This window comes from Jiangella alba, assembly GCF_900106035.1.
Lineage (GTDB): Bacteria > Actinomycetota > Actinomycetes > Jiangellales > Jiangellaceae > Jiangella > Jiangella alba.
Genome location: NZ_FNUC01000004.1, coordinates 3270302 through 3282943 on the forward strand (window position 1 = coordinate 3270302; position 12642 = coordinate 3282943).

Here is a 12642-nt window from a genome sequence, read left to right on the forward strand (position 1 = left end):
CACGCCAGACCAGGACCCTGGCCCACTGGTAGGGAGAGGTACGTACCAGTACGTGTGCCGTGCGTCACGCGCCACCCACCATGGCTGTGGGGTCGGACGCGGTCACGGATGTACGGGTCGCGGGCACACTCGCGTTCCGTGCGATTGGTCCGGAAGTGGTCCAAGCGGCCGTTCGGCGCGCGTCGTTAGGCTCCGCGCAACTTCGCACGTTGGATGCCGTACGCGACACGGAGGGCCGGCCTGTGCAGTACGTTTTCGACTTCACCGAGGGCAGCAGGGACCAACGCGACCTGCTCGGAGGCAAGGGTGCCAACCTCGCCGAGATGACCTCACTGGGACTCCCCGTTCCACCGGGCTTCACCATCAGCACCGAGGCATGCCGCACGTACCTGGCGACCGGACGCGAGCCCGAGGGCCTCGCCGACGAGGTCGACCGGCACCTGGCCGGCCTCGAGGCGCAGATGGGCAAGCGGCTCGGCGACGCGACCGACCCGCTGCTGGTGTCGGTGCGTTCCGGGGCCAAGTTCTCGATGCCCGGGATGATGGACACCGTCCTCAACGTCGGGCTCACCGACATCTCGGTGTCGGGGCTGGCGGCGGTCGCCGGCGACGAGCGGTTCGCCTGGGACTCCTACCGCCGCCTCGTCCAGATGTTCGGCAAGACCGTGCTCGGCGTCGACGGCGAGCGCTTCGACCACGCGCTGGAGACGCGCAAGAAGGACCGCGGCGCCGAGTCCGACGTCGACCTCACCGTCGACGACCTGCGCGACCTCGTCGCCGAGTTCAAGGCGATCGTCCGCGACGCGGCCGGGACGGAGTTCCCGCAGGACCCGCGCGCCCAGCTCGACCTCGCCGTCCGCGCCGTCTTCGAGTCGTGGAACACCGAGCGGGCCAGCATCTACCGCCGCCAGGAGCGCATCCCCGACGACCTCGGCACCGCCGTCAACATCGTCGCGATGGTGTTCGGGAACCTCGGGGCCGGATCCGGCACCGGCGTCGCGTTCACCCGCGACCCCGCCACCGGCGAGCAGGGCGTCTACGGCGACTACCTGCCCAACGCGCAGGGCGAGGACGTCGTCGCCGGCATCCGCAACACGCTGGCGCTGGCCGAGCTGGAGCGGCTGGACAAGACCTCGTACGACCAGCTGCTCGACATCATGGAGACGCTGGAGAAGCACTACCGCGACCTGTGCGACATCGAGTTCACCATCGAGCGCGGCAAGCTCTGGATGCTGCAGACGCGCGTCGGCAAGCGGACGGCGGCCGCGGCGTTCCGCATCGCCGGCCAGCTGGTCGACGAGGGCCTCATCGACGAGGACGAGGCGCTCGCGCGGGTCACCGGCGCGCACCTGGCGCAGCTGATGTTCCCGCAGTTCGACCCCGCCGCGGATCGGACGGCGATCGCGCGCGGCATGGCGGCCAGCCCGGGCGCCGCCGTCGGGAAGGCCGCGTTCGACTCCGCGACGGCGGTCGAGTGGGCCCAGCGGGGCGACGACGTCATCCTCGTCCGGCGCGAGACCAACCCGGACGACCTGCGCGGCATGGTCGCCTCGCGCGGCGTCCTGACCTCGCGCGGCGGCAAGACGTCGCACGCCGCCGTCGTCGCCCGCGGCATGGGCCGCACCTGCGTCGTCGGGGTCGAGGCGCTGCGGGTCGACCCGCGGGCGCGCGAGTTCACGACGCCCGACGGCGCCCGCGTCGTCGAGGGCGACGTCATCTCCATCGACGGCGGCACCGGCGAGGTCTTCCTCGGCGCCGTCCCGGTCGTGCCGTCGGCGGTCGTCGACGCGCTCTACGGTGAGACGGAGCCGCCCGCCGACGGCGACACCGTCCGCCAGGAGGTGGTCGCCGCCGTCCTGCGGCTCATGCGCCACGCCGACGAACGCCGCCGCATGGAGGTGCGCGCCAACGCCGACACCGGCGAGGACGCCCGCCGCGCCCGCGAGCTGGGCGCCGCCGGCATCGGGCTGTGCCGGACGGAGCACATGTTCCTCGGCGCCCGCCGCAAGATCGTCGAGCGGGTCATCCTCGCCCGCACGGCCGAGCAGCGCGACGCCGGACTGGACGAGCTGCGGCCGCTGCAGCGCGCCGACTTCACCGAGATCCTCGAGGCCATGGACGGCTTCCCGGTGACGATCCGGCTGCTGGACCCGCCGCTGCACGAGTTCCTGCCCGACGTCACCGACCTCTCCGTCCGCGTGGCCGTGGGCGACGCGACCGGCGCGCCGGACGCCGAGGCGGCCGCGCTGCTGGCCGAGGTGCAGCGGCTGCACGAGCAGAACCCGATGCTCGGCATGCGCGGCGTGCGGCTCGGGCTGGTCGTGCCGGGGCTGTTCCAGCTGCAGGTGCGGGCGATCGCCGAGGCGGCCGCCTCGCTGCTGGAGCGCGGGCTGGACCCGCGGCCGCAGATCATGGTGCCGCTGGTCGCCGCCGTCCAGGAGCTGGAGGCGATCCGCGACATGGCCGAGGCGACGGTGGCCGAGGTCGCGGCCGAGACCGGCGCCGCGCTGCGGTTCCCGATCGGGACGATGATCGAGCTGCCCCGCGCGGCGATGACGGCGCACGCCATCGCCGAGGCGGCCGAGTTCTTCTCCTTCGGCACCAACGACCTCACCCAGACCACCTGGGGCTTCTCCCGCGACGACGTCGAGGCCACGTTCTTCCCGGCCTACCTCGAGCGCGGCATCTTCGGCGTGAGCCCGTTCGAGTCGATCGACGCCGACGGCGTGGGCCGGCTGGTCTCGATCGCCGCGTGGGAGGGCAAGGAGACCCGGGAGGACCTGGAGCTGGGCGTCTGCGGCGAACACGGCGGCGACCCCGACTCCATCCACTTCTTCGAGTCGATCAAGCTCGACTACGTGTCCTGCTCGCCGTTCCGCGTGCCCGTCGCGCGGCTGGAAGCGGGTCGGGCGGCACTGGTCACGGAGGGCAGCGACAGCCGCTGACGCTGAGCGGTCGCCGTCCGGATCGCTGGCCGGGTCGCTGGCCGGGGCGCCGTCCGGGGCGCCGTCCGGGTCGCCGTTCGGGTCCGGTCCGAGGACCTGGACGGTGACCTGCCGGCGACCTGGCGGAGGCCTTGCCGGAGCCTTGCCGGCGACCTGCCGGCGACCTGGCGGAGGCCGTGCCGGCGACCTGCCGGAGCCGTTCCGGCGACCCGCCCGGCATGTCCCTCGACCCCTCGTTGCCCCGGCACGTCGGTGTCCGATATGTTCCCCCTGCCTCCGCAGGGGCCTTCTGTGCACCGAAAATCTCACTTACTGAGGGGCAATCGTGCGTCGAAAGACCTTCATTGCTGCCGCCTGCGCGGCGATCGCCATGGGAGCGGCCGCACCCGCTGCCGCCGGCGAAGTACCGGACGATCCGGAACAGTTCGAGGGCAACGTCACCACGTGTGAGGCCGCCATCGCCGCCGGGGCCGATTTCACCGGCGATACCGAGTTGGGCGCGTCCATCGTCGAGGGCACCGTCTCCGACGACGGCACGACGCTGCAGCTCGAGCAGATCGACGACTCGTGGACGATCACGGCCGTCATCGTCAAGGGTGGTCCCAGGTACAACGTGTACACCCAGCCGCCGTTCGAGGGGCGCGACTTCGTGTCGCCGCTCAACAACGGTGGCAACGTGCCCGCGATCAGCCACTGGTTCGTGTGCGGCGTCGAGGGCGGCACCCAGCCGACCGAGCCGCCTACGGAACCCCCGACCGAGCCGCCGACGGAGCCGCCGACGGAGCCGCCTACGGAGCAGCCGACGGAGCCGCCGACGGAGCCGCCGACGGAGCAGCCGACGGAGACCCCGTCCGAGTCGCCGAGCGAGTCGCCGTCGGAGACCCCGAGCGAGTCCCCGTCCGGGTCGCCCAGCGAGTCCCCGTCGGAGACCCCGAGCGAGTCGCCGTCGGAGACACCGGACGGCGAGCTGCCCGACACCGGAAGTTCGCCGGCCGTGCTGCTCGCGGCCGCCGGCGTGCTGATGTTCGCCGGCCTGCTCGCGCTGCGGCACCGCTTCGTGAAGCCGTAACACCCGCTCGTCCGGTCAGGCGCTCGGTCCCCAGGGGCCGGGCGCCTGACCCGTTTCCGGGCCGGCGCCGCCCGTCGCCGTCAGCCGGCCACGAGTTCGCCCGCGACGTCGTCGGCGATGGCGAGGCAGGCGGTCGCGGCCGGCGACGGCGCGTTGCGGATGCACAGCACGTTCCCGCGGCGGCTGGACCGGAAGTCGTCGACCAGGGTGCCGTCGGCGTCCATGGCCTGCGCGCGGATGCCGGACGGCGCGGGCACGAGGTCCGCTGCCGTCAGCGTGGGCAGGTACTGCCGGGCGGCCGCCGCGAACCGACGCCGGCTCATCGAGCCGTACAGCTCGTTCACCGCCGTGCGCCGGTTGGCCCACGCGAACCGCCGGAAGCCGTCCCAGCGGGCCAGCCGGATCAGCTCGGCCGGGTCGATGTCGCGTTTGCGGTAGCCCTCGCGGGCCAGGGCGAGGACGGCGTTCGGCCCGACCATCACCTCGCCGTCGACGCGCTTCGTCAGGTGCACGCCGAGGAACGGGTAGCGCGGGTCCGGCACCGGGTAGACCAGGCCGTTGACGAGGTGCCGCCGCTCCGGACGCAGCAGCGCGAACTCGCCGCGGAACGGGACGATGCGCGGGTACGGGTCGTCCCCGGCGATGCGGGCCAGCCGGTCGGACTGCAGCCCCGCGCACACGACGACGCGGTCGAAGGCGAGCGTCTCGCCGGACGCGGCCGTCACCCGCACCTCGTCGTCGGACTGGTGGAACCGCGTCACCTCGAACCCGGTCCGCACCGTCGCCCCGGCGTCGGCGGCGTCGGCCAGCAACGCGGCCGCCACCGCGGCGAAGTCGACGATCGCCGTCGTGGGGGAGTGCAGGCCGGCGACGCCGCGCACGTGCGGTTCCAGCTCGCTCAGCGCGCCCGCGTCGAGCATCCGCACACCGGGGACGCCGTTGGCGACGGCCCGGTCATGCAGGTCGTCGAGGCGCAGCCGCTGCGACTCGTCCAGCGCGACGATCACCTTGCCGCACTCGTCGTACGTCAGGCCCCGCTCCGCGCAGTAGTCGCGCAGCAGCCCCACGCCGCGGCGGGAGAACCGGGCCTTCGCCGAGCCGGGCGCGTAGTAGATGCCGGCGTGCACGACGCCGCTGTTGCGGCGGGTCTGGTGGCGGGCCGGCTCGGCCTCCTTCTCCAGCACGGTGACGGTGGCGGCGTCGGACGAACGGGCCAGCGCGCGGGCGACGGCCGCGCCGACGATGCCGCCGCCGACGACGGCGAAACTGGACGGGACGCTCATGCGGCCACTCCCCCCGGTGACGGTGGCGCCAGGGTACCGAACGCGCGGTGGCCGCGGGCCGCGTAACCTCTGGCAGTGATGAGCGGCTACGACGACGCGGACCGCGAGAGGTGGGCGGCCGAGCCACCGAAGCGGGCGGTCCGCACGGCGTTCGAGCGCGACCGCGCCCGCGTCGTGCACTCGGCGTCGCTGCGGCGGCTGGCGGCCAAGACACAGGTGGTGGCGCCCGGCAGCGACGACTTCGTCCGCAACCGGCTCACCCACTCGCTCGAGGTGGCGCAGGTCGGCCGCGAGCTCGGCAAGGAGCTCGGCTGCGACCCCGACGTCGTCGACGCCGCCTGCCTCGCGCACGACCTCGGGCATCCGCCGTTCGGGCACAACGGCGAGCAGGTGCTGGACGAGATCGCGGCCGGCATCGGCGGGTTCGAGGGCAACGCGCAGACGTTGCGGCTGCTCACCCGCCTGGAGGCCAAGGCCGCCCACCCCGACGGCCGGTCCGCCGGGCTCAACCTCACCCGCGCCAGCCTCGACGCGTCGACGAAGTACCCGTGGCGACGCGGCGAGCGCGAGGGCCGCAAGTTCGGCGTCTACGACGACGACGCCGAGGTGTTCGGCTGGCTGCGCGACGGCGCCGCTGGCGACCGCCGCTGCCTCGAGGCCCAGGTCATGGACTTCTCCGACGACGTCGCCTACTGCGTCCACGACGTCGAGGACGCCGTCGTCGGCGGCTGGCTGCAGGTCGGGCCGCGTCTCGACGACCCGGACGAGCGGGCGCGGGTCGCCACGCTGACCCGCGACTGGTACCTCCCCGACGCGCCGGCCGACGAGATCACCGAGGCGCTGGACCGGTTGCGTGCGCTGCCCTACTGGGTCGGCTCCTACGACGGGCGGCTCCGCTCGCTGGCCGCGTTGAAGGACATGACCAGCCAGCTCATCGGCCGCTTCTGCGACGACGCCGAGCGGGCCACGCACGCGGCCTACGGCGGCGGGAGCCTGACCCGGTACGCCGCCGACCTCGTGGTGCCGCGGCACACGCGCGCCGAGGTGGCCGTGCTCAAGGGCCTCGCTGCCGTCTACGTCATGACGGCGTCGGACCGCGCGCCGATCTACGCCCGCCAGCGCGAGCTGATCGAGGAACTGGTGTCGGCGCTGCGGCTGCGGGCGCCGGAGTCGCTGGAGCCGGCCTTCCAGGAGTCCTGGGCCGCCGCCCCCGGCGACGCCGCCCGGCTGCGCGTCATCGTCGACCAGGTCGCCTCGCTCACCGACGACTCCGCGGTCGCCCTGCACGCCCGCCTCACCCGCTGACGCCCCGCCTCGCTGACCGACCCCGCCCGGGCCCACCGCCGGGCGTCCGGCCCGCCGTCCCGGCGTCGGGCTCTGCCGCCCGCCTGGCCCCGCTGCCTGCCCGCACGGCCCCGCTGCTCGGCGTCGGGCTCTGCCGCCCGCCGGGCTCCGTTGCCCGGGCGTCCAGCCCCGCTGCTCGGAGTCGGGCTCTGCCGCCCGCCGGGCTCCGTTGCCCGGGCGTCCGGCCCTGCCACCCCGTCGCGCCCTGCCACACCCCGTCGCGCCCTGGCGCCCGCCCGTCCGGGCCCGGTTCGGACCCGTCCAGCCGTGGTTCCGGTCGTCCGCGCCGCGTGCCGGCTCTCCTCGGCCTGGGAGGGAAGCGGCGGATCGGCGGCGGTCGTAGACTCGGGCGCGTGGCAGGTCGCATCCGGGACGAGGACATCGCATCCATCCGCGAGCGCGCCCGAATCGACGTCATCGTCGGCGAGTACGTCGCGTTGCGCAACGCCGGCGGCGGTTCGCTCAAGGGGCTGTGCCCGTTCCACGACGAGAAGTCGCCGTCCTTCCACGTCACGCCGGCTCGCGGGTTCTTCCACTGCTTCGGCTGCTCCGAGGGCGGCGACGTCATCAGCTTCGTCCAGAAGATCGATCAGCTGTCGTTCACGGAGGCGATCGAGCGGCTGGCCGACAAGGTCGGGCTGCAGTTGCGGTACGAGGAGACCGGGTCCGGCGGGCCGGCGCCGCGGCAGAACCGCGAGCAGCGCACCCGGCTGGTCGAGGCGCACCGCGTGGCGGCGGAGTTCTACGCCGAGGCGCTGGCCGGGTCGCCGGAGGCCGTCGCCGGGCGGCAGTTCCTCGACGAGCGCGGGTTCGACCACGCCGCGGCCGAGCGGTTCGGCGTCGGGTACGCCCCGCAGGGCGGCGAGGTGCTGCGCAAGCACCTGCGGCAGAAGGGCTTCAGCGACCACGAGATCATCACCGCCGGGCTGGTCGCGCAGGGCCGCAACGCGCCGTACGACCGGTTCCGCGGCCGGCTGGTGTGGCCGATCCACGACCTCATGGGCGACGTCGTCGGCTTCGGCGCCCGCCGCCTCTACGACGACGACCGCATCGAGGCCAAGTACCTCAACACCCCCGAGACGCCCATCTACAAGAAGAGCCACGTCCTCTACGGCGTCGACCTCGCCAAGAAGGACATCGCGCGCACCTCTCAGGCCGTCGTCGTCGAGGGCTACACCGACGTCATGGCCTGTCACCTCGCCGGCGTCACCACCGCCGTCGCCACCTGCGGGACGGCGTTCGGCGAGGACCACGCGCGGATCCTGCGCCGGCTGCTGCGCGACCAGGACGAGTACCGCGGTCAGGTGATCTTCACCTTCGACGGCGACGCCGCGGGCCAGAAGGCGGCGCTGCGCGCGTTCGAGGGCGACCAGCGCTTCGTCGGGCAGACGTACGTCGCCATCGACCCCGACGGCCTCGATCCGTGCGAGCGGCGGCAGAACTCCGGCGACCTGGGCGTGCGCGAGCTGATCGCCCGGCACCGGCCGCTGTTCGAGTTCGCGATCCGGTCGATGATCGACGAGTACGACCTCGACAACGCCGAGGGCCGGGCGCACGCCCTGGACAAGGCGATCCCGTTCATCGCCCGCATCCGCGACCGCTCCGTCCGCGACCAGTACGCCGTCCGGCTCTCCGGGTGGGTCGGCCCGCCGCTGGGCCACTCGGAGAACTGGGAACGCGACGTCGTGTCCCGGGTCCGCGCCGCCGCCGGCGTGCCCGACCGCCGGGCCGCCGCCGGGCGTGGCCGGGCCGCCGCGCCGCCGCCGGCCGGGCAGCAGGCGCTCGGCGTGCCGGTGCACGGCAACGTCGACCCGCAGACGCTCGAGCTCGAGCGCGCCGCCCTGCGCGTCGCCGTCCAGCGGCCCGCGTTGGCCGGCCCCACCTTCGACGACCTCGCGCCCGAGGCGTTCCTCTCGCCCGCCTACCGCTCCGTCCGTGAGACCGTCTCCAAGGCCGGCGGCTGCGCCACGCAGGGCGGTGGGCACGAATGGGTCGAGGCGCTCCTCGCCGTCGCCCCCGACGACGCCGCCCGGCACATCGCCACCCAGCTCGCCGTCGAAGCCATGCCCGTCGACGAGAACGCCGTCCAGCGCTACGCCGACTCCGTGGTCCTGCGACTGCACGAGGTGTGGGTGTCGCGGCAGCTGGTCGCGTTGAAGGCCAAGCTGCAGCGCACCGACCCGTCGGCGCAGGTGGAGGTCTACAACCGGCTGTTCGGCGAGCTCATGGCGCTCGAGAAGCACCGTCGCGACCTGCGCGAACGAGGCATCGGCAGCGCCGGCTGACCGCCCGCCGCCGCAGGCTGACGCCCCGCCGCTGGCGCTCACCGCTGGGCCGCAACCGGCGCCACCGGGCAGATGTCCGGCGCTGCCGGCTGGCGGCCGCTGCGGCCACCGCTGGCGGGCGCTCGCCCGCTGGGCCGGCTGTCGCCCGGACCGGCGCCGCCCGGCTGACGACCGGTGCGGTCGGCTGACGCTCGGCGCCGGCCTCCGGCTGGCGGTTGGCGACCGCGGCCGGCGTCGATGGCGGCTTGCGGTCAGCCGTCGTCTCGGTGGAACGCGCGCCGCGTCAGTGCGACGACGTCGCCGTCGAGGTGCTCGATGCGCCGGTTGACCTCGTCGAACCGGGTGTTCATCTCGGTGCGCATGGAATCGAACTTCGCGTCCATGGCGCCGAACTTCGCGTCCATGGACTGGAAGCGGGCCTCGGACTTCTCATCCATCGCCGCGAATCGGTGATCGATGGCGTCGAAGCGGCCCTCGAACCGGTTCCCGAGACCGTCGATCTTCGCGTCGACTGTCCGCAGCAACATCGTGGACATGACGCTGATGACGGCGATGAAGCCGCCGATCAGCGTCCAGGTCTGCGCGTCGTTCATCTAGTGCTCCTTCGTGGATCGTCATGGTACGACCCTGCCCGGGAGCGGCGCAGCTTGCGCTGAACGAATCGGACAGTGTGGATAACGTCGCGGATTGTCCGGCCCTGTGGACGGAGCGGGTCAGACGTGGCCGAACCGGGCCAGGCACTCGGCCAGCGTGAGGCCGTCCGCCAGCGCTGCCCGGATGGACACCTCCGTCGTGGTCAACCGTTCCGCCGCGTCCAGCACCTCCTCGACCAGATCGGACGGCACCACGATGCCGCCGTCCTCGTCGGCGAGGACGAAGTCGCCGGGCCGCACCCGCACCCACGCCGTCGTCGCGCCGCGCAGGTAGACGGGCTCCTGCCAGCCGGTGACGGCCCAGCGGCCGATCGACTGCACCGGCGTCCGATACTGCGCGAACACCGGGAAGCCGTGCTGCCGCAGCCAGCGCAGATCGCGCACACCACCGTCGACCACGGCGCCGACGCAGCCGCGTTCGCGCAGACCCAGCGCGATCAGCTCGCCGAAATAGCAGACGCCGTGACCGTCACCCGCCCAGACCGTCACCTCGTCGGCCCCGACGCCCTGGCAGGCCTCCATCTTCGCGGCGTCACCGGTGCCCGCGTACGGGCGCATCTGGCCGCGGATCGTGTAGGCCCAACCGGCCACCCGCGTGCCCGACACCGCCGCCAGCGACGGCGCCAGCCCCTGGTCGGGCCGGCCGAGGGCGTCGAGTGCGTCCGCGACGTTCGACGTGTCGACGGCGGCGAAGCGCCGGCGGATCTCTGCTCGCTGCTCTGTCGTGTGCACGATGGATTGTCCATCACCACGCGACGCCGCCGCGAGGGAATGCGCCGCAACCCGTTGACGCTTCAATCATCATGAGCGAGCCACGGGACACCACGACCGCCGTCGACGACGCGGAGGAGGCGGCCACGGCGCCGCCCGGGTTGATCGTCCTCGGCACCGCAGACGGCGCGGACGGCGAGTGCGCCGACGGCTTCTGCGCTCTGTGATCGCGCCCCGAACGCCACCAACGAACGCAAGGAGAACGTGACAGTGCTGGTCGAGGTGTGGTCGGACTTCGTCTGCCCGTGGTGCTACATCGGCAAGCGGCGGCTCGAGACGGCGTTGAGCCGGTTCGAGCACGCCGGCGATGTCGAGATCGTCTGGCGCAGCTTCCAGCTGGACCCGTCGACGCCGGAAGGCGCGGACGGTCCGGTGTCGGAGAGCCTGCGGACGAAGTACGGCGTCAGCGCCGAGCAGGTCGTGCAGATGAACGAGCGCGTCACCACGCTCGCCGCCGCCGAGGGGCTCGAGTACCACCTCGACACCGCGCGCGTCGCCAACACGTTCGACGCGCACCGGGTGGCGCACCTGGCCCGCGAGCACGGGGCCGGGCCGCAGCTGCACGAGCGGCTGATGCGGGCGCACCTGATCGAGTCGGTGCACCTGGGCACGCCCGAGAACGTGGTCCGGCTGGCCGCCGAGGTGGGCGTGCCGGCCGACGAGGCGCGCCGGGTGCTCGACGGTGACGACTACGCCGACGACGTGCGGGCGGAGATCGACCTCGCCCGCCAGTTCGGCGCCAGCGGCGTGCCGTTCTTCGTCATGGGCCGCACGCACGGCGTCGCCGGGGCGCAGCCGGTCGAGGTGTTCGACGGCGCCCTCGCGGAGGCCTACAGCCGGGCGGCCGCGCCCACCGCGTAACGGCGAACCCACCGTCGCGGGCACCGGGTCGCGGCGGGCATGATGCGGGCATGACCCTCGTCGCCGGCATCGATTCGTCCACTCAGTCCTGCAAGGTCGTGCTCGTCGACGCCGACTCGGGCGCCGTCGTCGCGACCGGCCGCTCCGACCATCCCGACGGCACCGAGGTCGACCCCCGCGCCTGGTGGGACGCTCTGCAGCAGGCCGGCGACGGGCTGCTCGAGCGCGCCGCCGCGGTCGCCGTCGGGGGCAGCAGCACGGCATGGTCGTCCTCGACGCGGCCGGTGAGGTGGTGCGCCCCGCGCTGCTGTGGAACGACACGCGTTCGGCCGGCGCCGCCCGCGACCTGACGGCCGAACTCGGCGGCCCCGCGGCGTGGGCCGAGGCCGTCGGCCTGGTGCCGGTCGCGAGTTTCACCGTCACCAAGCTCCGCTGGCTGGCCCGGCACGAACCGGACCACGCCGCCCGCGTCGAGCAGGTCATGCTCCCGCACGACTACCTCAGCTGGCGCCTGGCCGGCCGGCCCGAGCAGGCGGTGACCGACCGCGGCGACGCCTCCGGCACCGGCTACTGGTCCGCCGCGACCAACGAGTACCGTCCCGACCTGCTGGAACTCGGCTTCGGCCGGGCCGTCGGCGTGCCGCGGGTCGCGGGTCCGGCCGAGGTGACGGGCTCGACGGCGTCCGGCGCGGCCATCGCGCCCGGCACCGGCGACAACATGGGCGCCGCGCTGGGCCTGACGCTCGAGCCGGGCGACGTCGTCGTCTCGCTCGGGACCAGCGGGACGGCGTTCGCGGTGGCCGAGCGGCCGGTGGCCGACCCCACCGGCACCGTCGCCGGGTTCGCCGACGCGACCGGCCGGCACCTGCCGCTGGTCGCGACCCTCAACGCGGCGCGCGTGCTGACGGCCGCCGCGACGCTGCTCGGGACCGACCTCGCCGGGCTGGACCGGCTCGCGCTGGAGGCGGAGTCCGGTGCGGGCGGCCTGGTGCTGCTGCCGTACCTCGACGGCGAGCGGACGCCGGATCTGCCGGACGCGACCGGCTCGCTGGTCAACCTCACGCGCGCCGCGATGACGCCGCAGAACCTGGCCCGGGCCGCCGTCGAGGGCATGCTGTGCGGGCTCGCCGACGGTGTGGACGCGCTGGCGGCGCAGGGGGTGACGGTGCGGCGGGTGCTGCTGATCGGCGGTGCGGCGAAGTCGGCCGCGGTCCGGGCCGTCGCGGCGGAGGTGTTCGGGACTCCGGTGGTCGTGCCGGCCCCGGGCGAGTACGTCGCGCTGGGCGCCGCTCGGCAGGCGGCGTGGGCGCTCTCCGGCGACGCGACCCCGCCGCCCTGGCCGCTCGACCTGGAGACGACGGTCGACGCGGCGGCGGGCGCCGGGGTGCGCGAGGCGTACGCGGCGGCCCGGGAACGCCTGCACGGCTGACG

General features: G+C 74.0%; 9 protein-coding genes and 1 pseudogene. 7 read left to right on the top strand and 3 right to left on the bottom strand.

The annotated features are described in order from the left end of the window. Window positions 1–242 precede the first annotated feature (242 nt). A complete protein-coding gene (ppdK, locus tag BLV02_RS33000; RefSeq protein WP_069113658.1) occupies window positions 243–2945 on the top strand; it encodes a pyruvate, phosphate dikinase in 2703 nt (900 codons plus the stop codon). Window positions 2946–3270: 325 nt separating this feature from the next. Then, entirely contained in the window at window positions 3271–4014 is a 744-nt protein-coding gene (locus BLV02_RS33005) for an LPXTG cell wall anchor domain-containing protein (protein WP_141711753.1), read from the top strand. A gap of 80 nt (window positions 4015–4094) precedes the next feature. On the opposite strand, the gene lhgO is transcribed toward BLV02_RS33005, so the two are convergent. Next, the gene (lhgO, locus tag BLV02_RS33010) at window positions 4095–5297 is read right to left on the bottom strand and encodes an L-2-hydroxyglutarate oxidase (protein WP_069113656.1); all 1203 of its coding nucleotides are present in this window, start codon (window positions 5295–5297) and stop codon (window positions 4095–4097) included. Window positions 5298–5375: 78 nt separating this feature from the next. Between lhgO and BLV02_RS33015 the strand changes: the two genes are divergently transcribed. After that, window positions 5376–6602, top strand: a complete 1227-nt coding sequence (locus tag BLV02_RS33015) for a deoxyguanosinetriphosphate triphosphohydrolase (protein ID WP_069113655.1) — start codon at window positions 5376–5378, stop codon at window positions 6600–6602. Window positions 6603–6994: 392 nt separating this feature from the next. Then, entirely contained in the window at window positions 6995–8926 is a 1932-nt protein-coding gene (gene dnaG / locus BLV02_RS33020; protein WP_069113654.1) for a DNA primase, read from the top strand. 251 nt (window positions 8927–9177) lie between these two features. Here the strand turns inward: dnaG and BLV02_RS33025 are convergent, their stop codons facing one another. Next, window positions 9178–9519 (bottom strand): hypothetical protein, encoded by a 342-nt coding sequence (locus tag BLV02_RS33025; RefSeq protein WP_069113653.1) that lies wholly within the window; start codon window positions 9517–9519, stop codon window positions 9178–9180. Between the two features lie 120 nt (window positions 9520–9639). Beyond that, window positions 9640–10311 (bottom strand): RraA family protein, encoded by a 672-nt coding sequence (locus BLV02_RS33030; protein WP_074946871.1) that lies wholly within the window; start codon window positions 10309–10311, stop codon window positions 9640–9642. A 71-nt stretch (window positions 10312–10382) separates the two neighbouring features. Between BLV02_RS33030 and BLV02_RS38145 the strand changes: the two genes are divergently transcribed. The 3 genes and pseudogenes from BLV02_RS38145 (at window position 10383) to xylB (ending at window position 12640) form a co-directional block, all read left to right on the top strand. After that, window positions 10383–10517 (top strand): NYN domain-containing protein, encoded by a 135-nt coding sequence (locus tag BLV02_RS38145; protein WP_141711752.1) that lies wholly within the window; start codon window positions 10383–10385, stop codon window positions 10515–10517. A gap of 37 nt (window positions 10518–10554) precedes the next feature. Further along, window positions 10555–11211: a DsbA family oxidoreductase gene (locus tag BLV02_RS33035; RefSeq protein ID WP_216094444.1), complete on the top strand. Its 657-nt coding sequence runs from the start codon at window positions 10555–10557 to the stop codon at window positions 11209–11211. 50 nt (window positions 11212–11261) lie between these two features. Beyond that, a pseudogene (gene xylB, locus BLV02_RS33040) lies at window positions 11262–12640 on the top strand (xylulokinase). Window positions 12641–12642 lie beyond the last annotated feature (2 nt).

What these genes read in the sequence shown, in the direction of transcription:
- BLV02_RS33025 (WP_069113653.1), bottom strand. Translation starts at nt 9,519, where the DNA reads ATGAACGACGCGCAGACCTGGACGCTGATCGGCGGCTTCATCGCCGTC.
- BLV02_RS38145 (WP_141711752.1), top strand. Translation starts at nt 10,383, where the DNA reads ATGAGCGAGCCACGGGACACCACGACCGCCGTCGACGACGCGGAGGAG.
- lhgO (WP_069113656.1), bottom strand. Translation starts at nt 5,297, where the DNA reads ATGAGCGTCCCGTCCAGTTTCGCCGTCGTCGGCGGCGGCATCGTCGGC.
- BLV02_RS33015 (WP_069113655.1), top strand. Translation starts at nt 5,376, where the DNA reads ATGAGCGGCTACGACGACGCGGACCGCGAGAGGTGGGCGGCCGAGCCA.